Raw genomic sequence first — 24,093 nt, 5'->3', positions numbered from 1 at the left:
ATGTTGAAGTGGTATAGCACGTTCAGCTGTTTTTTTGTTTTGCTGGTTAGTGCCCCAATTAGCGCACAAATAAGCGCCCAACAGGCGAAAGCCTCTAATTCTGCGCAGCTAGAAAAAGCCTACCAACAAGTTTTATATGAATATTACCAAGGTAATTTTTCCTTAGCCTTAACTCAAATGGCAATCTTAGAGCAAAAATTTCCTGAGGGTTTGAGACAAATCCCTGACTTTTTGAGCGGTCATAAAGTTGAGCCAGAATTACTTAAAGGTGGAATGAGCTTAGCCTATGGTTTAGATAACCAAGCCGCCGACATTTTTTTACGCTTATTGAAAAACAACGCTACACCTGAAGTCACGGCTTTTTCGTGGTTATTGTTGGGTAAAACCTATTATCAAAAACGCCAATTTTCAGATGCAGCCCGTGCCTTTCAAAATATAGGGCAAGAAGCAGCAGAAGAGTATTTCGAGCAATCTACCCGAGATAACTGGCTGTATATGCAGTCGCAACTGCATGGTTTTTTATTGGATGAAGATGCCAAGGCTGTGGATGTTCAATGGCTAGAGCAGTTATCAAACGATTCAATTTATCGCGATTACGTGCAGTACAACCAAGCGTTAGCGTTGCTGCAAAAAGGAGACAATCAACAAGCGATTAGCCGTTTATCTAGTTTGGCCAATAAGGAAAGTAGTTTCGTAAGCCGTTGGATGGGCTGGGCCGAGCCGATTTTTAGTGAAGATGATGAACAAGATGTTGCAGCAGAGCGTGATGCCATTCGTGACCGAGCCAACTTAACTTTAGGTTACACCTTGCTTAAAAATGAAGAGCCGCATCAAGCGTTTAGAGTGTTTGAAAATATTCGTACCGAGGGTTTAGACGCAGAGGCTGCATTATTAGGTTATGGCTGGGCAGCGGCTAAAAAGAATGAATTGCAAACTGCTTTGTCTATTTGGCAACGATTGATGCAAATGCCGCAAAATAGTGAATATACCCTAGAAGCCTATTTAGCCAGTGCCTATGCCTATGAAAAAGCATTTGCACCACGCCAATCATTGCAAGTGTTGCAGCTGGGGCTGCAGCGTTTTGAGCAAGCCTTAGATGAGCTTAATCAAGCGCAGCAGCAAGTGAGTCAGCCACAGTTTATTTTGGGTTTATTAGTCAATAATAACCAATCGGAAAGTGAGCAGGACGAACATAGTGAGCAACTTATTAATACTCAGTTATTTAATAGTGTGGCTGTAACTAGTGAATTTAGGGCTGGGTTATCTGCGTTACAGGAAAGTCGTTTCTTACAGCAAAAAATGCAAAATTGGCAACGACGTATGCAGCAATATGATTTGATGTTAGATGAAAGACAAGTAGAGAGGCGCAAGCGCGCTAAACAGATCTTACAAAATCGTACGTTGGAGCAATTGGCACAGCTGCAAATGCAGCGTGAAGAATTGGCTTTAGTCATAGATACGGCCAAAACGCAGCAAGATGGCCAAGTGTTTATGAGCCAGCAAAGTCAAAAATGGTTAGACAGAGTAAAACGTTCGGAACAACGTTTAGTCACTATTTCTCAACTTAAAAAACAACTTGCTCAACCACCCTTGGCTGATAGTTATCAACAACGTGTTGAGCGCGTGGCGGGACGACTGGTTTGGCAAGCAAGTGAAGCTTACTCTAGCAATCATTGGCAAGCACAGAAAGCGTTGAAGCAACTCGATAGTGAGATTGCCAAAGCACAGCAGCGTCAGCAGCAACTACTTAATCAACTGGCAGCTAAACCTGATTTTGCCAAGCAAAGACTCAGAGTGAGTAATTTGGCACAGCGGATTGACGCTGAAATTGATAAGAGTAATGGACTGCAAGATGCCCTTGTTAGCCAATTATCAGGCATCTTCAGCCAATTTATCCAAGCGCATAAACTAAAAGTTAGAAATTATATATTACAAGCACAATTAGCCATGGTGCGGTTGAGTGATCAAGCCCTGCAAAAAGACAATGACAGTACAACACTGTTAGATGAGACATCTGCAAACGAGGAAAACCAGCTATGAGGTTAGGTTATTGCCCGTTGATTTTTGTAGGTTTGATGTTGCCGTTATCTGCTTGTGGATTGTTTTCGGCTGAGTATCCAGAACAAACCGCTGAAACACCATCCGTTAGTAAACAAACCTTAGGTGATGTGTTTTTTGAGCCATTGCCGCTGGACCATGCTCCTTTAGAGCAGCCCGAAACACAGAGCATGCGAGATTCTTACAAAGCATTGCTTGATGTGGTGGGCGACCCACAAACTAGAAAAATAGTGCAGTACAGGTTAGCCGATCTAGAAGTGTCATTGGCAGAACAAAAACAGGAAGATGGGGCACCGCTAGAATCAACCATTAGCGATAAGCAGGTTGGGCAAAAGCCGCAAAAATTATTTGATTTAGCCATACAGCAGTATCAACAATTATTAGTCGGGCATCCACACAGCCCTGACAATCTAGAAGTGCTTTATCAGCTAGCCAAAGCCTATGAACAGCAAGGTCAAATACAAGACAGTTTTGCCACCTTACAGCAGTTATTAGAGAAATTTCCAGACAACCCTTACTTAGCTGAAACGCATTTTAGAATGGGTGAGGTAGAATTTAATCGGACCAATTATCCACTCGCCATTAGTGCTTACACTAAGGTGCTAGAACAGGGTGAACAAAACCCTTATTACGGCACAGCCGCCTATATGTTGGGCTGGAGTTATTTTAAAAATGAACAGCAAGGCCTGGCATTAAAAGCCTTTAGCACTTTGCTTGATCATAAACTGCCTAATCAAATTGTGGCTCAGCCGATGTTGTCTCAGATCGACAGCCAGGATCAAGTTGACCGTTTACCTGTGGGTGAGAAACGTTTGGTCAACGATACTATTCGTATTATGAGTTTGTTGTTTTCTTATCAGGATGGTCAATATCCGAATCCAGCAGACAGTGTTGCTACACATTTTTCACAACTTGGCAGTAGGCATTATGAATACGTATTATATGATGCATTAGCGCAACACTATTTGAACCAAGACCGATATCGCGATAGTGCTAAAGCCTACCAAGCCTTTACAGAAATCCACGGCGACCATTTTCAAGCGCCTATTTTTGCAGTGAAACAAATCGACGTTTACATTTTAGGTAAATTCCCCACTTTAGTATTACCCGCCAAACAGCGTTTTGTAAAGCGTTATGGTATTGCCGGTAACTATTGGCCTAATTGGGCGATTGTTTTGCAAGAGCAAGTCGCACCTTATCTAAACGAATATCTACAAGAACTTGCGCAATATGAACATAGCCGCGGCCAGATGTTAGTGAGTGCAAGTCAAAAACCTAAGGATAAGGATAGCGACAAAAATATCCCCACAGCGCAAGAGTTAAAAGAACAGGGCATCCAAGCATTTTTGTTAGCGTCAAAGTGGTATCAGCAGTTTATCCTGACGTTTCCTCGCGATGCGCAAACACCAGAGTCAATTTACCGTTTAGGCGAGGCGCTATTTGAAGCGGAGCAATATGCCGAATCAATCAGTGCATTTGAACGTTACGCATACCAGCATTTGCAACCAAACACCTTTACAACGACTGCTCATCCTAAAGCAGCAGAAGCGGCTTATGCGGCTATATTGGCCTATCAACAAATTCAGTTGATGGCTGCTGTTCCAGTAGGCCCAGATACTAAGCAAGAGGTTAATTGGTTAGACAAGCAGCTTTTTTCTCAAGAAAAATTTGTGAATACCTTTGCCGATGATCCTAGAGCGCGGGATATTTTGTATAGCAGCATGCAACAGTTATTTACTTTAAAACGATATGACTTGGCCATTACCGCGGCACAAAAATTGTTGGATTGGCAACCAAAAGTACAAGCAGACAAACAGTTAGCCAGTTATTTAGTAATAGGGCATAGTCAATTTGCCCTGCAACAATATGCACTTGGGGAAAGTACCTACGAAAAAATCATTCAATTATTGCCAGATAACGATCCTCGTCAGCATGATATGCGAGAGCGTTTAGCAGCCAGTATTTACAAACAAGGTGAGCAGAATGTTGCTAATAACTATTTACCTTTAGCTGTGAACGACTTTTTGCGAGTGTTGGCTAAAACACCTGAGTCAGCTATTCGATTAAATGCACAATATGATGCAGCTAGCTATTTATTACAAATGCAAGAATGGCAGCAAGGTATTGATTTATTTGAAGACTTTAGACAACGTTTTCCGAAAAATAAATTAACTGCCAATATCCAAGAGCAATTGATTTTGGCTTACCAGCAGAATGAAAACTGGCAACAAGCCGCTGATGAATTATTGGTTTTGCATCAAGCCAATCCACAATCCGAGGAAGGCAGACAAGCCTTGTATGTGGCAGCACAGTATTTGCACAAAATAGACAATAAACAAAAAGCATTAGAGGCTTATCGCACTTATGCTCACAGCTATGCACAACCTTTTGCCGAAGCCAACGAAGCCCGTTTCATTATGAGTGAGTTTTACCTTGCAAGTAATGAACACAGCAAACGCCGTTTCTGGTTGAATAAACTCATTCAAGCTGACAAACAAGCGCAACAATCTGCCGATATAGAACGTAGTGATCGCAACCGTTATTTAGCGGCAATGGCATCTAACGTGTTTGCCGATGACAAGCTGTATGCCTACAAAAAAATCAAACTTACGCAGCCGCTAAAAGCCAGTTTAGGTAAGAAAAAGGCTGCATTAAATACTGCGCTGAATGCCTACAATAAAACTTTGGATTATAAGGTTGAGGAGTTCAGTACTTCGGCCAATTTTAGTATCGCGGATATTTACCATCAACTGGCCAAAGATTTGATGACCTCGAGTAAACCTAAAAACCTTAACGCTTTAGAGCTTGAGCAATATGATCTTTTGCTTGAAGAGCAAGCTTACCCATTTGAAGAAAAGGCCATCGATATTCACGAAACTAACGCCAAACGAAGTTGGCAGGGTAGTTATGACAGTTGGGTCAAAAAGAGTTTTAGCGCCTTAGAAAAACTGTTGCCAGGTAGATATAACAAACAAGAGAAGAGTCTCGAGGTCACCGATGAAATTTACTAATGTTTTTGTTGTATTGAGTGTGATGAGTGCATTGGCATTAAGCGGTTGTACTAGTTTATTACCCTCTGAGGAAGCTGCAACAAACATTGCCAAAACCACTACTGAGTCGTTAACGCCTTTGCAAATGCAGGTGAAGGATTTACAAGCACGTCCCAATTTGTACAAAACACAGGTCAGCGGACATAAACCTACTACTCAAGCATTAAATCAGTTTCAAAGTGTCTTGTTGTTAAAGCAACAAGGTAAGTTTACACAAGCTAGAGATAGGTTTATGGCGTTATCTGAACAACACCCAAACCTGTCCGGAATATGGGTACAACTTGCGTTACTGGCAAAGGAACAAGTTTCTGACACTCTGGAACAACAGGCTAAAAACAAGACCAAATATCTGAATAACGCGATTTCTGTCAACCCTTTAAATTACCTAGCCCACAATGAACTAGCCTTGGTATTTCGTGAACAGGGGCAGTTTAAACAAGCATTAACCCATTACGAGTTAGCGCTAAAAAGTTGGCCTGCTTTTGCACAGGGGTATTTAAATCGAGGTATTTTATACGATCTATACATGGGTAAAAAATCTTTGGCTTTGGCTGATTACGAGCTTTATCAAGGGTTGTCGAATGACGATTCACGGCAATTAAAAGGTTGGATAATCGATTTGCAGAGACAAATCAAAGCCGCCGAACAAACCACTCAAACAGGGGCCATGTTATGAAGCATATAAAACAGTATTTACCCGTTTTGTGTTTTGTGCTGCCGTTAGGCTTTTTTAGTCATACCCTTGTTGCGCAACAACCAGAGGTGATTCAGTTAGAAGAGACTATTCGGGGGAACCAAGAGCAGCCAAAAGTGTTGACCATAGTGCCGTGGCAATCACCTAAAGCAAAACAAGCACTACCTAGCCCGATTGTTGAACGTATTAATAAAACCTTTGTGCCGTTACAAAGAGACGAACTAAAGCGTCAAATAAAAATTTTAGAGAACAAAAACATATACCCCAAACCACAGGATGATACTTAACAGTTTAGGGTAAATAGTTATGATGAAGACATATATTAGAAGGAGTCAGTGATGGATTTTTTTGAAGTGGTAATCAGGTTTTTTCAAGAAGGTGGAACCTTTATGTTTCCAATTGCGGTTGTATTAGCAATTGGTCTTGCAATAGCAATCGAACGCTATTTCTTTTTAACCTTTTCCAAAAGTGTGAATAAGAGAGCTTTTAAACAAATGGAGCCACTGCTTAACAAACATGATTACACCGGAGTGTTAAGTTTTGCCAGCAGTGATAAAGCGCCAATTAGCCGGATTATCGGCGCTGGTATGGCTCGATTGAACCATAGCCAAAGACGTGAAGACATCGAATATGCGATGGAAGAAGGGTTAATGGAAACCACACCTCGACTCGAAAAACGTACGGCTTATTTAGCGACGCTGGCAAATATCTCAACCTTGTTAGGTTTGCTGGGCACTATCATTGGTTTGATTGCCGCTTTCTCAGCAGTGGCAACGGCTGATCCGTCTGAAAAGGCCAGTTTGTTGTCTCAGAGTATTTCGGTAGCGATGAATACCACGGCCTTTGGCTTGATAGCCGCTATTCCTCTATTGGTTTTTCACTCTGTATTACAAACCAAAACAACTGAAATAATAGACAGCATGGAAATGGCTGGGGTGAAGTGTTTAAACGCCCTAATTGCACGGAATGACCTGAGTACCCAATCTCGTTCTACAGACGATAATCGTTAAGTTCATCCAACAGATTATTCTAGGTTCAAGCATAGGAATACGATATGGCGGGTATAGCAAAATTCGGTCGTGGTAGTCGAAAAATCAAAAAAGAAGCTGAATTAGACATCACTTCTTTTATGAATTTGATGATTGTACTGGTGCCAGTGCTGTTGATGATGATGGTGTTCTCGCGGATTACCGTGTTAGAACTTGCCTTGCCACAACTTGGTGAAGCAAGTGAACAAAACCTTGATGTGAAAGATCAGCGTTTAGAGCTGGTGGTGCGAGCAGACAGTATTGCCGTTTATTACCCTCAAGGGTACTTGGTAAAAGATATAGCGGTTACCGAACAAGGTTATGATTACCCTGCTTTACAGTTAGTGCTTAGGCAAATAAAGCAGACTCTGATAAACAAAAATATTGATAAAAAAGCAGCCACTTTATTATTAGAAGAAAAAATTCCGTATCAAGTGATTGTGGCCTTAATGGATACCACACGTTCGTACCAAGATGTGCTAATCGCCTCTGTGGTGGATGCCGAGCTTTTCCCAAAAATTTCCTTAGGAGATGCCCCAAGCGATGCTAGACCTAGTGGACCAAATGGGTTGTCTGGGGGATTAAAATGAAAAAATCCGCAAGAGCGATGCGCATGGATCGTCATCATAAACGTATGGCGAAAGACTCCAAGCTCAGCTTAGTATCATTGATGGATATTTTTACTATTTTGGTGTTTTTCTTGATGGTTAATGCATCAGATGTACAAGTCTTACAAAACAATAAAAGTGTAAAATTACCCGAATCTACAGCGCAACAAGCAGCGAAAGAAACCTTGATATTGATGGTTAACAATAACGATCTCATTCTACAAGGCCAGAAATTAGCTGATGTACCGACTATTTTGAGTCAAAACGATGACCTGATACCAGAGTTGGTGACCGAGTTGGCTTACCAAATTAACCGCGCAGGTAACAGCGATGAAAAAGACGCCGATGGTAATGATATCGAAAGAGCGATTACCATTATGGGTGATAAGAACATCCCTTATACATTACTCAAACGTATTATGCAGACCTGTGCTCAAGCTGGGTTTACCAACATATCTTTGGCGGTAGAAGGACAAGAACCAGCTGTCCAGAAAGGTGATAATCAAGTTGAAAATGCAGTGGTAGCTCAGGGAGAAACCCTATGAATGCCGCCAGCATGAATGTGCATACTGCTACTGCTAACAGTAAAATGTCAGTCCCTAATGCCTTTATTACAGTGTTGCCTTGGTCTTCAAGTGAACTGGAAAATAAACGTTTTAAAACTATCACTGCTGTTGTTATGTGCATCACTCTTGCCTTTGCGGCAGTGGTGAAGTGGCAGGAGTTACCAGAGCGTGCTCGCGCTGATAAAGAAAAGGTGCCACCTCAATTGACGCGTTTAATGACGCCTAGAAAAGTTGAACCTCCTAAGCCTATTCCAGAGCCCAAGCCAAAGCCAAAGCCAGTTGTACCTGAGCCTATAATTGAAAAACCGAAACCTGTTCCACCTAAACCCGTAGAGCCCAAGAAGGTACCACCTAAAGAAGTGAAAAAAGTGCCCACCCAAGCTGAGATTACTGAACTGGCTAAAACCAAAGCCAAACAATCGGGTTTGTTGGCCTTCCAAGATGATTTAGCCAGTATGCGAGACGATGCTAGCCTGACCAATCTAGCCGATACCGATACCATCAAAGGGGCAGGTGCAAGCAACCAAACTCAGCGTAAATTTATTGGTAAAAAAGTGGCGGGTAATAGCGGAGGGGTAGACACCAGTAGGTTAACCACCAACGTCGGCTCAAAAGGAGAGCTTGCGGGTCGCAAAAACACTGAATACCTTGCACCTAGTGAAGGATTAGCGTCGTTAGCAGCGAAACAAATTGTGACTGAAGATACGGTATTAGGTAATCGAGACACCGAATCTATTCGTAAAGTGTTAGATGCCAACAAAGGTGCTATTTACGCTATTTATCGCAAAGCGTTACGTTCTGATCCTAGCTTGCAAGGAAAAGTAACAGTTAAGTTAAGCATAGAGCCAAGTGGTGCAGTCTCTAAAGTAGAGCTGGTGTTTAGCGAACTGGATTCAGAAAATGTTGAAAACAAATTACTTAATAGGATAAAACTGATCAATTTTGGCGAGCAAAGCGTAACAGCTACTATCTTGGATTATTCCTTTAACTTTTTACCCTTCTAAGGTAGCTCGGATATGTTTAATCAACATGGTGGTTTTAAGGTAACTCTCGTAGGTGACATTGTGTTGGTGGTGGTAACTGGCGCCTGGAATGCAGAAACGGCTAAAGCTTATAGCGAAGTTTTTCTTGAAATCATTAGCCCAATTAAAGATAAACCTTGGGGGCTCATCAGTGATGTTATGGAATGGGAATTATGCACACCTGATTGTGAGTTGCTGATTGTGCAGTTGTCAGTTGAATGCAAACGTCTAGGTATGAAAAGAGAAGCCATAATTAACACTAATATCGAAAGCGTTAAGCTTGATTTATTCCACAAATACACAAAAAAACAACCATCAAAAGCATTGCCAGATGTATTTGAAAGGCGCTTTTTTAAAACTGATTCAGAGGCCAAAGAATGGCTAAAAAATGAAGGGTATGGACTGACCTGACCTAATGTTGTTTGTTAAAATTTAATACATGTAACCAGTCATAATTTGTCTACTTTTTTCTAATCAACACGACCATTTTACCGCTAAATTTTTTGTGACATACACCCTTAAACTCACTTCCATTATTACTGCAGCTAAGTTGTTTAGGATTGTGATTGTATCTAATGTGTAACCTGCGTAAAATCCGCCGCGGAGTTGGCCAGACAATCGCCGTTCAGTTTTCACTTGTGAATTTCTGAAGGGAGGAAAGTCCGGGCTCCATAGGGCAGGGTGCCAGGTAACGCCTGGGCGGCGCGAGCCGACGACAAGTGCAGCAGAGAGAAGACCGCCTAAGCGCGTAAGCGCCGGTAAGGGTGAAAGGGTGCGGTAAGAGCGCACCGCGTTTCTGGTAACAGTATACGGCAAGGTAAACTCCACCCGGAGCAAGACCAAATAGGATCTCGTATGGCGTGGCCCACGTTGAGATCGGGTGTGTTGCTGGAGCCAGTGAGCGATTGCTGGCCTAGATGAATGATTGTCGCTGTTTGTTTTCGAACAAACTTCACAGAACCCGGCTTATCGGCCAACTCCAATATCTACAAAAAAAGGGATGGCTTATGCCATCCCTTTTGCTTATGTCCATTCCAATAATAAAAATGCCTGTAAACTAATGGTCTACAGGCGTTATATCAAAATACCCCGGCTTTATTAGAACGAGTAACCCACACTAAAAGTGACTGTTCTAGGCAAGATAAAACGACCATTGGGTGCAGTCGGATTACGAGGATCTCCTTCAGTTAACGCATCTTCGTCAGTCAGGTTCTGAATAGCTAAGTTCATATTTAAACCACTATCGTTAGCAACGGTTAGGCCGAAATCTAGACTTTCGTAACCGTCTAACACTACTGTATTACCTGAATCAGCGAATCTATCGTCAACAATAGATAGTGTGCCGTATACGGTGGCATAAAAATCTGTCATTTCGAAGTCATAGCTTGGTGTAACGCGTAGCTGGAAAGCTGGCTGACGCTGCGCTTCTTTACCAATTACAGTTGTATCAACAGAATCAACCACTTCAGAATCTTGAATGGTTGCATTAAGTGATACTGCGAATCCACCATCAGTGAAATAGGCGGCATCTAATTCAATACCCATAGCTTCTGTAGCGAATAAATTTGATGCGCCGCCAGGAATAGGGGTTTGAGAGCTTTCTACTTCATTATAAAAACCCGTAGCGTAAACGTTGTAGTTTTCAGCGGCAAGTTTGTAGCCCAATTCAAATTGAACCACATCGGAGATAAGGTCGTTACCGTTGGTGTAGCTGCCAAAATTATCACGAAAATCATCAAAATAGGGCATTTTGCTGCCTTCACTGTAACGGGTAAATACACCTGAATCTTTTTCAAATTGCCAGTTCACGCCTAAAGTGTAGGCAACATCAGACTCATCATACTGAACAGTTTTGGTAATCAGTCCATCTAACCCTTCGTCCACGCTATATTCAATTTGATGGTTTTCGTTTCTGATACCAATATCAGCACTCAGGTCATCACTAAATTGATAATCTACAGCAGCATAAAGAGCCGTGGTTTTGCCATCACCAGTGCTGTTGATATCGTAGTTCCAGCCACAACCTGCAACACTGTCATTGCAAGCTATACCAGCCAGGGCTTCACCACCACTTTGCACAACGTGAAAGGCGTGATTACCTAATGCCCACCAATCATTTGACGAGTAACTAGAACTGAAAAAACCTACAGAGGTCTTGAAAGTATCTGTGGTCTTAGTTAAGGCCAAATCATTGGTAAAAGACTCAATGTCTTTACGCACAACCCACCTCCCTAATTGTTGCACAAAAGTGCTACCAGCGTAGGTATCGCCCGTTACCGCACCGGTAGCTGAGTCACCGTTATCAGCTACGGTTGAAAGCCTTACTGGGTCACCATTTGTGACTAAACCTAAGGTGTCTGCTTCACCTTTTGTAAAAGAGAAACGGTCAACAAAAGTCCAACCATCCCCTAGTTCTAAGTTAATACTGCCGCCAGAAACCGAACCATCCCAGCCACGGCCTTCACCAAAATCAAAGGCTTCACTACTGCTATTGCCCTCTGGGCCGTAATTGATAGTTGCTTGTCTATTTAAAGTACCTAAATGTACAAAGCTGTTATCTACCCCCTCTATTAGAGGAGATGGTGTGTACCATGTGCCGCGGTCATCAGTAATTCGTGTGTAAAAGTTGATTTTACCGTTGTCTAATTCTTTGGTTAAGTTGATAGTAAATTGATTGCCTTTTTCTGACGTGAAACCGGCATCTCTGACCCCAGAACTTTGCTGGACGTAACCACCGAACATATAATAAAAGTCTTCAGCCAAGGCTCCACTGAGCACGGCATCAATCCGCTGTAATCCATAGTCTGAAGTTGTGTACTTAAATGTACCTTCGGTTTCGTCTTGACCTTCTTTAAGTAAAAAGTTAGTTGTTAATCCAGGTTGTCCATTGGACAAAACTGAATTTGGTCCACCACGTAATGCATCCATAAACTCAATCGTTTCGTCTACGCGAAATAGTGTTGAGTTCTCAAGAAAAGACACTGATGGAGGGGTGTAGATGCCCACTCCTTGAAGTTGCACCGTTAAAAAAGGGGCATCACCACCAGAAGGAAAACCTCGGACAAAGACATTAGCTCCTGAAACTCCGCCTGAGCTTTCAGCCCATACTCCTGGTACAGCTCTGAATAGCTCGGCAGTGCTTTTAGGGGCTAATTTCAAAATATCTTCTGCACTTAATGAAGTCGATGCATAACTAGCGTCGACTTTCCTTATGGCGTTTCCGCTGGCGGTGCCAGTTACGATAATTTGTTCAATAAAATCGGTATTGTTACTTTCATCTGGGGCTTCTTCTTGCGCTAGAACCGAACCTGTCATGATAAGGGCAATGCTGACCGGTAGTAATTTTTTATGGAATGTTTTAGTTTTCATTTTAGTTACCTTGGATGTGTGATTGTGTTCCTGTTGTTAACCTTATGTAAAATTGCAATCGATTGCAATTTATTTTTGCAATCGATTGAAATTTATTTCAAGTAACACAAATATGGTAGAGTAGAGTTGTGCTTTGGAATAAACACCAAACTCTTTTTATTAAACTATTGAGACGGACTACATTTTGAAAGCGGATAAAAGATTAACACTTGCTGATATTGCCAAGCTGGCTGGAGTTTCTACATCTACAGCGTCAAGGGCTTTGAACGACAACCCCGTTATCAAACAGGCAACCAGAGACAAAATAAAGGCACTAGCAACTAAGTATAATTTTAGTATCAACGCAGCTGCAAGCCGTTTACGTACTCAAAAAACTAACGTGATAGCAGTGATCTTGAATTTGGTAGACCATACTGAACAAAGTATTAGTGACCCCTTTTTACTAAAAGTAGTAGGTGAACTTAATCAGGCACTTAATAATAAGGGGTATGAATTATTGCTATCGAATTCTTTTATGGCATCCGATGATTGGGCTAATTATTTTCTTTCGAGTAGTAGGGCAGATGGCATCATTGTAGTCGGCCAAGGTAAAAGTGATGAAAAAATTGATGCGGTCGCGCGTTCTGGACTACCTATGGTTGTATGGGGCGACCCTACATCTGACGTTGATTACACTGTAGTTGGCAGCGATAACAAGTTAGGAGGGTATATTGCAACCAAACATTTGATAGACAGTGGATGCAAAAATATTGTGTTCTTAGGTGATCCTGAACATTTGGAATTGGCAGAACGTTATAAAGGGTATCGCCAAGCCTTGTCTGAAGCAGGCTGTATAATTGAAGACAAATTAACCTTGTCTATTGATATTACTAGTACCGCAGCCTATGAAAAAATTAGTGAGACGATTTTGCATCATGGTTTATTTTTTGATGGCATAGTCACGTCAAGTGATATGGTGGCCTTAGGGGCGCTTAAGGCCCTAAAAGAAAGATACATAGGCATTCCCAGCGAAGTAGCGATAGTAGGTTTTGATGATATTGCGATGGCAGAGCTGTTTCACCCTTCGCTAACAACTATTAGGCAAAACATAAAAAAAGCGGCAGAAGTGATGGTGAATCAATTGGTAAACCAATTTGAGGGTAAACCAACGCAATCTACTGTTATTGATATTGAGTTAATAACCCGTAATTCCACCCGTCACTAAAGAGGTTTGTTTAGAAAATAAATGCAATCGATTGCATTTATACTGTGTTGGCTATAGACTAACGTCATTAAATTTCTATGAGTTGAGTGTGTATGTCCCGATTGCTTGTGATTAGTGCGATTGCAGCTTGTTACTTTATGTTCGCAATTTTGTTGAACAGTGTGGGTACGGTTATTTTGCAATCCATAAACAGCTTTGGTATCAGTAAGCCAGATGCCAGTACGCTTGAAGGGTTTAAAGATTTATCCATCGCCCTTGTGTCTTTTCTCGTCGCCTCTTTTATTCCAAGAATTGGTTACAAAATGGCGATGTTGTTTGGTTTATTATTGGCAGCAGGCGCTTGTTTAGTCACGCCTATTTGGGGGGACTTTGTTGCGATAAAGTTGTTGTTCGCCTGTATCGGAACTTCCTTTGCTTTAGTCAAAGTATCTGTTTATTCCCTTGTAGGTCAACTCACCCACGATACTCGTTCTCATTCATCCTTACTGAATACAATTGAGGGTATTTTTATGCTGGGCGTATTGTCTGGTTATTGGATCTTCAGTGCTTATATAGACCCAGAAGCACCCACTTCACTCGATTGGCTAAATGTATACTACCCATTAGCCGCAGTATTGTTCATCACCGCTGGTATTGTTTTATTCTCACCCATTCAAAAAGCCCCAGTTGAACCACAAAATAATGGCCTGATCCACGAGTTTGTAGACATGCTTAAATTGGCATATAAACCTCTGGTTTTGGTATTTGTTTTGTCTGTTTTTCTTTATGTATTAATAGAGCAAGGCATTGGCACCTGGTTACCTACTTTTAATAGTGAAGTATTACACCTGCCAGTTGATGTGAGTGTGCAAATCACCAGTATTTTTGCGGCTATGATAGCTATTGGCAGATTAATGGCCGGGCAGATATTGAAGTACATGAATTGGTTTTTATTTTTGAATATATGTATCGCGATGATGGCTATTTTAATGCTGTTGAGTTTGCCCTTAGCAGATGACATCGACCCAACGGGCATTACAGGTATTTTTAATGCGCCCATCGCCGCTTATCTTTTACCCTTAGCTGGTTTGATGATGGCACCCATCTATCCAATTATTAACTCTGTAATGCTAAGTTCTTTGGAAAAAGCAAAACATGCACAAATGACAGGCTTGATTGTTGTTTTTTCTGCGCTTGGTGGCACCACAGGTTCGGTTATTACTGGCCTTGTGTTTGATACTTTTGGCGGGAAAAATGCTTTTTACTTGTCGTTGCTGCCTATGGCGCTGTTGGCGACCACTTTGTACTTCTTTCGTAATTCAACCAATAAGTTGGCTTCGTCCACCATGCAGAGCGGTCAATAGTGGTTATGTCAGAAAAAACCGATGCAAAACTTTGCCTACAAGAAAGTTTAGATTTCTTTAAAAGTCGTTTATTTCATGATGTGCAATTGTCTAGAATATTTGCAGATAGTAAAACATTTGCTGACGCTTACCCCAAACATGCTTGGTCAGAAATATATGCTGATTATGACGTCGCTAAGACTAATGAAGCCTTTAATCTGACAACTTTTGTTGAGCAAAATTTTGTCATCCCTAAAACGATATTATTAAGCAACGATACGGATAGTGCTTCGGTAAAAAGTTATATTCAATCTCTTTGGCCAAAACTTGAAAAACAACCTGATAAATTAGATTCATCTTCTTTGTTACCACTTGCTCATTCTTATGTTGTGCCTGGAGGCAGGTTTCGTGAAATCTATTATTGGGACAGTTACTTCACGGCATTAGGCTTAAATGAGTCGTCTCGGTCAGATCTTATTAAGTCAATGATCTTAAATTTTATTGATTTACAAAATACTTTAGGCTGTATACCTAATGGCAATCGAAGTTATTACAATAGCCGTTCCCAGCCCCCTGTATTAGGGCTGATGGTTGAAATGTACTTGCAGAATATTCCCGCCAATCAAGTGCAAGTCAGAAACCAATTTCTAAAACACTGTGTGCAAGGAATGGAAAAGGAATACCAATTTTGGATGCAAGGTAAAGAGCTATTGACCGATGATGCTGCTGCAACTAAGCGTGTTGTGAAAATGCCAAATGGAGAGTGTTTAAACCGTTATTGGGACGATAGTACTGAGCCTAGGCCAGAATCGTATCGCGAAGATATCGAGGAAGCAGAAAAAATTGCGGTTGCCAAAAGGCCTGACTTTTACCGGAACATCCGCGCCGGATGTGAATCTGGTTGGGATTTTAGTTCTAGGTGGTTAGCCGACCAAGATGACTTAGCATCTATCCATACAACCCACATAGTACCTATTGATCTAAACTGTTTGTTGTATAAGTTGGAGATGTTACTGAGTCAATTTTATGCTGAGTTACTTGAAACAGAACAGAGTATAAAATTTGCTGAATTCGCGCAGACTAGAAGTGATGCAATCAATTACTATTTGTGGAATGAGCACAGCTTCTTTTATCATGATTTCGATTTTATCAAAGGTCAAAAAACACCAACTCAATCCTTAGCGGCATGTTTACCTTTATTTACTCAGATAGCCTCACAGGAACAAGCTCAACACATTGCCCATAAATTGGAAAATTCGTTCCTTATGGAAGGTGGCCTAGTAACAACATTAAACCATAGTGCACAACAGTGGGATGCGCCAAATGGATGGGCCCCACTTCAATGGTTCGCGGTTGTTGGATTAATCAATTATGGATTTGAATTGTTACCAGTGAAAATAATGGAACGCTGGGTGGCAACGGTAGAGCAACAATTTATTACCGATAACAACATGATGGAAAAATATAATGTGCAACACAGTCAACATGTTGCACAGGGCGGTGAGTATGAAGTTCAGCATGGTTTTGGTTGGACAAATGGTGTTTCATTGGCATTTTATAAACTGTTAGGCGCAAAACACATACTTCCAATACAGTAAATCGTAGTAATTTGGCGAAATCGCACATAGATATGTTGCGATACCGCCAACTGCAAAAAATTGTACAGCCCCTTTTTTACTTTAAATTAACTGTAAAAGCCTGCTTAAAGTCTTTGACTGGTAGACGGTCACTGTCTTGTTCTCGAATACGCCACGCTTGAACTGACATACCCACGCTTGCCGTATTTTTGTGAAAACTTACCGTCATAAAATGTTCTCGGGTGCGTTCTTTCCAGTATGCAGATAAAGGGAAACCTTTTTTTGTATGCACATGAAAGTTTTTATCGTATTGCACCGGTTGTGGTTCAAAATTTGGGATGTCGATGGCTGATGGATCGGGAAAGTGTTTAGGAGTGGTTTTGGCTTTATCTGACGCCAAGCTATTTAACCCGGTTAAGTTCGACATAGGCGAGGACACTACTTCAATCAATCTGCCCCCATGGGCCCCCATTTTGACCTGAGCAATACGGCCAAAGTGCACATCACCTGACATAACTACAATGTCGTGCCCTGAACTGGCCATGGCAGTAATCAGCTGTGAATATTGTTTTTTGAAACTCAATAGATTGCGTTCCAACTTATTTTTTTCAGTCAGCAATACTTGTGGAATGACTAACACGCCAGGTTTATTTAATCCTTCTGCCCAGCTAAGCATTTTATCAAAACCTTGTTTATCGATAAATTGGGTTTTACTGCGATAGGAGCGTAAATCAGCGAAACAAAACGAAAGGTCACCACCAATTTCAAAGGTATCGACCTTACTACTTTGCTGCACGTTCAACACACCATCACGAGATGCGCCTTTCCAAGCATTGCGGATCTTGCGTATTTTCAACATGAACAAGGTAGGCAATAAGCTGTCGTAAAACGGATAATCATTCCAAAATTCATGGTCATCAGGCAACATCCATGCCCCGCCACGGGCCAATATGCTACCTAATGCTTGCCAGTGTTTGGCATAGTCTTCTGCTACCCGTTGGCGTACTTCGTTAGTCAATGGAGACAGTGAGTCTAGGCCGATATCTAAATACACCTGATCGCCCACCATAAATTTAATGTCAGGCTTAACTGATTCATCACCACGCTCGTACAAAGCTTTGAAAGCCCGAGCAGCCTGACCACAATCTCGGTGTTCGTAAAAGCAACTACTCAAGGCCACAGTAAAGGCTTTGTTTTTGTTAGTGGGTAATGCTTCAGGTAAGGTTGAAAACGTGCCACTACGTAATAATTGCCATTGGTCTAAACCTTGATGCTCATCCCCTTCTAAGCGTTGGTAAAAATCCACTTTATAACTTTTCCCTGCTTGTAAACTTGAGACCAATCGGGTGTCATAAAAGCGCTGACTTAACCTGTTGAAAGGTCGTTGCCACTGTTTAAGGGTGATATCTTCACGATTAATTTCATTGTCATCTAAGCTAACAATTAACCTTGCCAGTTTAGGTTTGCGCAATGTGCCAAACAAGGTGCCAGCCCAGAGTTCGACTGATGTTTGGCTGACCTTGTGAAATACTAAACTCCACTTTGAAGTGTTGGTTGGGAAATCGACGATATTCATATACGTGTCCTTGTTTTATAGAATCAAAGTAAGCATAGAAGGCAATCTTGTTATTGGTAGTTTTTTATCGCGTTGTCAAACTAAAAGGTAATAGTGATAAAAAAGTGAGTAAATAACGTTTAGTGAAGATTTATAATCTAACCTGAACTGTCTGCATACGAAAAATGAGCTAAACGTGCTAGCCTCAGACTTGGATTATCAACTGGTTTTGTTTTGGGGCCAGAGACCTTCAAACTGCGTTAATTGACGCTTCTTTTGTGGCTTAGGAATAATAAGTGAAATCACACCTACAAAAAGGTAAAAAACTGATTTGGACACCTCTGCAAAGAAAGATATTTTTGCTGGTGGTGAGTTTGTTTACTTTGGTTTTTGCTTTGACTTTAGTCAGTATTTATCAGGCTGCCTATAACCAAGCCGAACGTGAATTTGTTACCCGCCTAAATGTAGGCAAAAACGTATTTATGAACGAAGTAGTGATTGCTAAGCAGCACCTCGATTCGAGCGTTGAAACCATTGCCAAAGATTGGGCACTTCGCAGCGCAATCGGTCAGGGAGAAGACACCGAGTCGATCAAAAGTGTGTTGTTTAATCATGGTAAACGTATTAACGCAGATATCGCGTTGGTGTTGGATAAACGTTTTATGTTGATTGCTCAATATGGTGGAGAAGATCTCACTGTCGACCGGTTTTTAGCCCAAGATTTAGATGACAAACAACAAAACAGAGCTTGGATTGCCATGGTGGGTAACGAGCCTTTTATGATGTCTGCTGAACCTATCAAAGCACCGGCCACTATTGGTTGGTTATTGATGGGCAAGAAGTTGAATCTTGATTTTTTGAACAGAATCAAAACTCTAATATCTCTAGATATTAATTTTTTGGTAGTAGCTGAAAACCAAAACCAGATATTGTTATCTACGCAAAACAATACTGCCGTTGTGCAGCAAGAGTTACAACAAGTAACGGCTAGTTTTGTTGCCCAAGGAGCGGTGAATGATATTCCTATCATGGGGGCAGAAGATTGGGTTGCTTTACCTTTTAGTATATTCACTAATAACCAACAGCATTTTGTTGTGGTGTTACAAGATTCAATCAGTGATTGGTTAAAAAACCGCAACGCCTTTATGTTGGAGTTGTTACCGTTTTTTATAGTTGGGGTACTATTGGCATTGTTGGGCTCTTTTTTTATTGCCCGCAGTATCACTCGGCCAGTCGGCCGTTTGTTGGACGCTGCAAAACTGGTAGCAAGTGGAAGCTACACTGACCAAATTAAAGTGTCAGAAAAAAGTGAGCTGGGAGAATTAGCCAAAGAATTTAGCAGTATGCAAAGTGCTGTTATGGAGCGTGAGCAGAAAATAAAAGATCAGGCTGAAGAAATACGCCAAACCAATACCATTAAGTATCAAGTCGAAATAGCACAAAAAGAACAACAACTTGCTGCATCTGCGACTGACGCTAAAAGTCGGTTTTTGGCCAATGTAAGTCACGAAATTCGTACTCCACTTAATTCAATAATCGGTTTTTCTGAGATACTCAGTGACGTAAATGCCAGTGAAAGTGATAAAGCCAAAGCCATTTTGGCTGTGCAAAATGGCGGGCAATATTTACTGAATATAGTTAACGATGTTTTAGATTTATCAAAAATAGAAGCGGGTAAAATCAAACTCGACAAAACTGATATCGTATTGGCTGGTTTACTGCAAGAAGTTAACGCTTATATGGAGGGATTCGCCAGAGAAAAACACCTTGTCTTTAATCTTAAACTTAACTTCCCGTTACCTTATGAATTTAATTCGGATCCCACTCGACTCAAACAAATTTTGCTAAATTTGTGCAATAACGCTATCAAGTTCACTCATCAAGGGCAGGTGGACTTAAACATTCATTGGGACACCTTTAGGCAAAGGTTTATTTTTGTAGTATCTGATACTGGGCCGGGTATGAGTGATGAACAACAGTTGCGATTGTTTACTGCTTTTTCTCAAGGTAATCAGTCAACCAATAGAAAATATGGCGGTACAGGTTTAGGTTTATATATCAGTAAACAACTAACAGAAATGCTCGGTGGGCATATCAAAGTGACCAGTCAAGAAGGCAAAGGCAGTCAGTTTGCGGTGTATATGCCTTATGTAGAAGCGGCAAACAAGCAAGTAATGATTAACCAAAATCAGGCTGACCAGGTACCACTCAGAGATTTGCAGCCTAAGGCAGAGATACCTGAATTAATTGGGCATATCCTGTGTGCTGACGACAATGAAGACAATCGTCAGTTGGTGGCTTATTTGGTGGCTAAAACTGGTGCTCAACTGACTTTGGTTAACGATGGTCAGCAGGCGGTAACTGTCTGTGAAAAAGAACGTTTTGATTTAGTTTTAATGGATATGCAAATGCCAGAAATGGATGGCTTACAAGCCACCACTATTCTTAAACAAAGAGGTTTCACCGCACCAATTATCATGTTGACGGCCAATGTTGATTCAAATAGTAAAAAGAATATGTTGGCAGCAGGTGCTATTGCGCACTTTGCTAAACCCATTGATAGCCAAAATTTCTACGCTATGTTGACCAAGTACTTAGCTAAGGTGATAGACAATGAGACTCACCTCAATACAAATAAAGAAAATAAATCACAGACTAAATTTGCTAACAATCGTTCTGAGTTTGAGCAATTAGTGCAAAACTATCGATTAAGTTTCAATAAAAAATTAGAAGATATACAAGCTGCCAGAGCTCAAAATGATTGGGCTCAGATTAAATTTCTTATGCATAAATTGAAAGGTTCGGCAGGAAGTTACGGCTTTGGGCAACTCAGCGATTTTGCTATTTTGGTGGAAGATAATATTGATAGTGGCAACTTACAAAAGGCTGAGGAGTACGTTGCGAATATGCAAGAATATATGTTTCAACTGTATAGTGAAACTGAGAAGCCAACTATAACCACTGAAATGGAATGATAATGAGACTGGTAGTTTTTTGTGTGTGGTTAATTTTGATTGGTCAACCTATTGCTTTGGCTCATCAAAGCTCAGCCACTTATGTTGCGAATGAAGCTGTTTTGATTACAAATGGCGATAAAAAAGTGTTGTTCGATCCGTTTTTCCATCAAGTATTTGGCACTTATCAGCTGGTACCAGAACAGACTAAACAGGCGATTTTCAGTGCTGCTCCGCCTTTTGACAACCTTACCGCTATTGTTATTAGTCACGCACATGGTGATCATTTCGCCGCAGATGAGGTGTTGAAATATATGTTGAAATATCCGATGACTCAGTTAATCGCACCTGAACAGGCGGTTACAGAATTGATGTTATTGTCTGGTGCGAAGCAAATACTCCCACAAGTGACAAGTGTTAAACTAGCATTTGATCAGCATCCCAAAGCTTTTGAAGTCGCTGGTTTAGAAATTGATGCGGTGCGCATTCCTCATGCTGGTTGGCCCAGTCGAGCAGAAATTGAAAACTTGGTTTTTAGAGTGACCCTAAATAGTCAAAATACGTCTGTCACAGTTATGCATCTGGGCGATGCTGATCCAGAAGATAAACATTTTCTACCTTATAAAAGCCATTGGAAAGAACGTGTTAGCGATACTGCTTTGCCGCCGTATTGGTTCTATTTTTCAGCCGAAGGTAATGATATTCTGAACGAAATAATCAATGCCAAACAGTCTATTGGTATTCACGTGCCAGTGGTTATTCCTAATCAGCTTAAATCAGGTACTGTCGACTATTTTTCAGCACCCGGTGAAACGCGAAATATTGGCGAGTCACATAAACATTAATCAATACTTTGGCGAAGGCCTGAATACATTAAAAGGAAATTAAAATGAAAGCGCTATTTCTCGCTTTAGTGGTTGTTGTGTCTGTAGGCTGTGGTTCGACAGAGCAGCATAGAGTGGCATCTGAGCCCTTTACTGGAATCATTTCGGCGGCCCAGTTGATGGCTGATTATCCGCAATTTCGGGCCATTTATGAACAATACCAACCAAGTGCCAGCGAGATCACAGCGGTAAATGTTGTATCGGGTAAGTCGCTAGTTGTATTGTTCGGCACTTGGTGCCACGACAGTGAACGTGAAGTCCCTAGACTGTTAAAGTTATTGGATTTGTCAGGTGTGGATTTGGCTAACTTGTCGTTACATGGGGTGAATTATAACAAACAAGATCCGACTAATTTGCACCAAAAATATGACTTAAGGTACACACCCACCTTTATTCTTTTGCAAGGAGAGGAAGAATTAGGCCGTATCATTGAAAAGCCAGTTACCAGCTTGGGAGAAGATTTAGCCAGTTTTGTTGTTCAATGATTGGGCAACGTATGTTCTGCCTGTAGGATCAATTCTTGTTGGTTTAGTTTAAAAATAAAAGTAGCGCGGACAGGCGCTGCTTATCCCCCTTACAGTTTGTCTATATTAGGAATTTATTATTCAGTCACTTACTCCCAGCGATAAAGATCTTTGGTTTCTGCCTTTAGGCGGTACAGGTGAAATTGGCATGAATATGAATCTTTATGGTCATGCTGGGCAGTGGTTGATGATGGACTGTGGCATAACTTTTAGTAGCCCACTTTGCACTGAAGCTGAAGCAAAAACTTCTGGGTTGCATAAACACGACGTTGTGTCTGCCGACCCTAGTTTTATCAGCCAACGCAAAGAGCAGTTAGCGGGCATTGTAATTACCCATGCCCATGAAGATCATATTGGCGCTTTGCCTTATTTATGGCGTCGCTTTAAATGCCCTGTTTACACCACTAAATATACTGCAGAAATATTACGCCGAAAGCTTGCTCGTGATGGTCAAGGTGACAACATTCCGATTATCGAAATCGACAGTGGCCAGCGTGTCGATATTGGCGTATTTAACGTTGAATGGATGCTGATTACCCATTCTTTACCAGAGCCTCATGCTTTTGTGATCAGAACCTCTGCAGGCAACGTGTTTCATACAGCTGATTGGAAAATTGATTTAGCGCCAGTCACAGATAAACCATTTAACCCCCATGCTTTTAAACTATTGGCTAAGCAAAATATCCTAGCTATGGTGTGTGACTCTACCAATGCTAATCGCGAAGGGCACTCGGTGTCTGAGCAACAATGTTATACAGGTTTGAAACAAGCTGTGGTAAACGCAAAGGGACGGGTCATAGTGGGCTGTTTTAGCAGCAATATTGCTCGTTTGATTACCTTAGCAAGAATAGCTAAAGAGACGGGGCGTTATTTTGCGTTGTTTGGTCGTTCGTTACAAAACACCGTAGGCGCCGCCAAAGCCACTGGGCATTGGCCTGATGATTTGCCTGTGCTTGACGCATTTAATACAGGATATTTACTACCAGAAGAAGTATTAGCAGTGGCAACGGGGAGCCAAGGTGAACCTAGAGCTGCATTAAATCAATTAGCCAAAGACACCTATCGCAATGTGTCTCTGGACGAGGGGGACCTAGTGATATTCAGCTCTATCGTGATCCCCGGCAACGAAGAGTCTATTGAAAACCTACTTAAAGCCTACAAAGATCGCAAAATACACACATTGATGGCCGATGACTCAGAACTACCCATCCATGCATCTGGCCACCCCTGTCAGGAAGAGCTAAAACAAATGTACGAATGGGTGCGCCCACAAATAGCTGTGCCTACTCACGGAGAAAGCGAGCATTTGCAAGCGAATGCAGACATCGCCCGTTTAAGTCATGTACCCAGAAGTTTGACTGGATTAAACGGCGATTTGTTTAAGTTAGCGCCAGAAGTAACGTTAGTTAAACAAGCAGTGAGGACAGGAAGGATTGCTTTGCAACAATCTTAGAAGGCGCGCCTGTAGCCAAACTAATTGTAGTGGTGAGTGCAGTGTGTAATTGAAGATCAGGGATCATAGCCTCAGGTAGATTATTTAACCTCAATCCTGTTTAAGCAATGGAACTAAATGCCTGTTCCAAGATCAGATCTTTCGACCAAAAAACATCTGATTTAAACAAGGAACAGGCATGAAGAATTTAGTTGAGTTGTATTGCGATGTCGATGACTTTTGCAA

Annotated in this window: 18 protein-coding genes and 1 other RNA gene; 17 read left to right on the top strand and 2 right to left on the bottom strand. The window is 41.4% G+C overall.

Annotation, left to right across the window (positions count from 1 at the left end; all coding sequences use genetic code 11):
- From QZ488_RS07435 to rnpB, 10 genes are all read left to right on the top strand, one after another.
- On the top strand, nucleotides 1–2,040 hold the full coding sequence (locus QZ488_RS07435) for a tetratricopeptide repeat protein (protein ID WP_293747204.1): 2,040 nt from the start codon (nucleotides 1–3) through the stop codon (nucleotides 2,038–2,040).
- Nucleotides 2,037–5,069, top strand: a complete 3,033-nt coding sequence (locus tag QZ488_RS07430) for a tetratricopeptide repeat protein (protein WP_293747203.1) — start codon at nucleotides 2,037–2,039, stop codon at nucleotides 5,067–5,069. Before QZ488_RS07435 ends, QZ488_RS07430 begins: the two co-directional genes overlap by 4 nt.
- On the top strand, nucleotides 5,056–5,784 hold the full coding sequence (locus QZ488_RS07425; protein WP_293747202.1) for a tetratricopeptide repeat protein: 729 nt from the start codon (nucleotides 5,056–5,058) through the stop codon (nucleotides 5,782–5,784). Before QZ488_RS07430 ends, QZ488_RS07425 begins: the two co-directional genes overlap by 14 nt.
- The gene (locus QZ488_RS07420; protein WP_293747201.1) at nucleotides 5,781–6,089 is read left to right on the top strand and encodes a hypothetical protein; all 309 of its coding nucleotides are present in this window, start codon (nucleotides 5,781–5,783) and stop codon (nucleotides 6,087–6,089) included. The genes QZ488_RS07425 and QZ488_RS07420 overlap by 4 nt, the downstream gene beginning before the upstream one ends.
- Before the next feature lie 51 nt (nucleotides 6,090–6,140).
- The gene (locus QZ488_RS07415) at nucleotides 6,141–6,812 is read left to right on the top strand and encodes a MotA/TolQ/ExbB proton channel family protein (protein ID WP_293747200.1); all 672 of its coding nucleotides are present in this window, start codon (nucleotides 6,141–6,143) and stop codon (nucleotides 6,810–6,812) included.
- A 44-nt stretch (nucleotides 6,813–6,856) separates the two neighbouring features.
- Nucleotides 6,857–7,420, top strand: coding sequence for a biopolymer transporter ExbD (locus QZ488_RS07410; RefSeq protein ID WP_293747199.1), 564 nt, complete (start codon nucleotides 6,857–6,859; stop codon nucleotides 7,418–7,420).
- Complete coding sequence (locus QZ488_RS07405) at nucleotides 7,417–7,983, top strand: biopolymer transporter ExbD (protein ID WP_293747198.1); 567 nt, start codon at nucleotides 7,417–7,419, stop codon at nucleotides 7,981–7,983. Before QZ488_RS07410 ends, QZ488_RS07405 begins: the two co-directional genes overlap by 4 nt.
- Nucleotides 7,980–9,008, top strand: a complete 1,029-nt coding sequence (locus QZ488_RS07400) for an AgmX/PglI C-terminal domain-containing protein (protein ID WP_293747197.1) — start codon at nucleotides 7,980–7,982, stop codon at nucleotides 9,006–9,008. The genes QZ488_RS07405 and QZ488_RS07400 overlap by 4 nt, the downstream gene beginning before the upstream one ends.
- A 12-nt stretch (nucleotides 9,009–9,020) precedes the next feature.
- Nucleotides 9,021–9,437: a hypothetical protein gene (locus tag QZ488_RS07395; protein WP_293747196.1), complete on the top strand. Its 417-nt coding sequence runs from the start codon at nucleotides 9,021–9,023 to the stop codon at nucleotides 9,435–9,437.
- Between the two features lie 191 nt (nucleotides 9,438–9,628).
- Nucleotides 9,629–10,011: RNase P RNA component class A (rnpB, locus tag QZ488_RS07390), an RNA gene on the top strand.
- Between the two features lie 113 nt (nucleotides 10,012–10,124).
- On the opposite strand, the gene QZ488_RS07385 is transcribed toward rnpB, so the two are convergent.
- Nucleotides 10,125–12,395, bottom strand: coding sequence for a TonB-dependent receptor (locus tag QZ488_RS07385; protein ID WP_293747195.1), 2,271 nt, complete (start codon nucleotides 12,393–12,395; stop codon nucleotides 10,125–10,127).
- Nucleotides 12,396–12,579: 184 nt separating this feature from the next.
- On the opposite strand from QZ488_RS07385, the gene QZ488_RS07380 reads away from it, so the two are divergent.
- The 3 genes from QZ488_RS07380 (at nucleotide 12,580) to treF (ending at nucleotide 16,519) form a co-directional block, all read left to right on the top strand.
- Nucleotides 12,580–13,599: a LacI family DNA-binding transcriptional regulator gene (locus QZ488_RS07380; RefSeq protein ID WP_293747194.1), complete on the top strand. Its 1,020-nt coding sequence runs from the start codon at nucleotides 12,580–12,582 to the stop codon at nucleotides 13,597–13,599.
- A gap of 92 nt (nucleotides 13,600–13,691) precedes the next feature.
- On the top strand, nucleotides 13,692–14,942 hold the full coding sequence (locus QZ488_RS07375) for an MFS transporter (protein WP_293747193.1): 1,251 nt from the start codon (nucleotides 13,692–13,694) through the stop codon (nucleotides 14,940–14,942).
- A gap of 5 nt (nucleotides 14,943–14,947) precedes the next feature.
- Nucleotides 14,948–16,519, top strand: coding sequence for an alpha,alpha-trehalase TreF (gene treF, locus QZ488_RS07370; RefSeq protein ID WP_293747192.1), 1,572 nt, complete (start codon nucleotides 14,948–14,950; stop codon nucleotides 16,517–16,519).
- A 76-nt stretch (nucleotides 16,520–16,595) separates the two neighbouring features.
- On the opposite strand, the gene QZ488_RS07365 is transcribed toward treF, so the two are convergent.
- Nucleotides 16,596–18,074, bottom strand: coding sequence for a hypothetical protein (locus tag QZ488_RS07365; RefSeq protein ID WP_293747191.1), 1,479 nt, complete (start codon nucleotides 18,072–18,074; stop codon nucleotides 16,596–16,598).
- A gap of 275 nt (nucleotides 18,075–18,349) precedes the next feature.
- On the opposite strand from QZ488_RS07365, the gene QZ488_RS07360 reads away from it, so the two are divergent.
- From QZ488_RS07360 to QZ488_RS07345, 4 genes are all read left to right on the top strand, one after another.
- Nucleotides 18,350–21,028, top strand: coding sequence for an ATP-binding protein (locus QZ488_RS07360; RefSeq protein ID WP_293747190.1), 2,679 nt, complete (start codon nucleotides 18,350–18,352; stop codon nucleotides 21,026–21,028).
- Nucleotides 21,029–21,030: 2 nt separating this feature from the next.
- Entirely contained in the window at nucleotides 21,031–21,852 is an 822-nt protein-coding gene (locus QZ488_RS07355) for an MBL fold metallo-hydrolase (protein ID WP_293747189.1), read from the top strand.
- A gap of 44 nt (nucleotides 21,853–21,896) precedes the next feature.
- Nucleotides 21,897–22,376 (top strand): thioredoxin, encoded by a 480-nt coding sequence (locus QZ488_RS07350; RefSeq protein WP_293747188.1) that lies wholly within the window; start codon nucleotides 21,897–21,899, stop codon nucleotides 22,374–22,376.
- 193 nt (nucleotides 22,377–22,569) lie between these two features.
- Complete coding sequence (locus QZ488_RS07345) at nucleotides 22,570–23,868, top strand: ribonuclease J (RefSeq protein ID WP_293747229.1); 1,299 nt, start codon at nucleotides 22,570–22,572, stop codon at nucleotides 23,866–23,868.
- The last annotated feature ends 225 nt before the right edge of the window (nucleotides 23,869–24,093 follow it).

Source organism: uncultured Paraglaciecola sp. (genome assembly GCF_913020055.1).
Classification (GTDB): Bacteria; Pseudomonadota; Gammaproteobacteria; order Enterobacterales; family Alteromonadaceae; genus Paraglaciecola.
The sequence above is the reverse complement of the archived record's forward strand: the minus strand, read 5'-3'. Positions and strand labels throughout refer to the sequence as shown.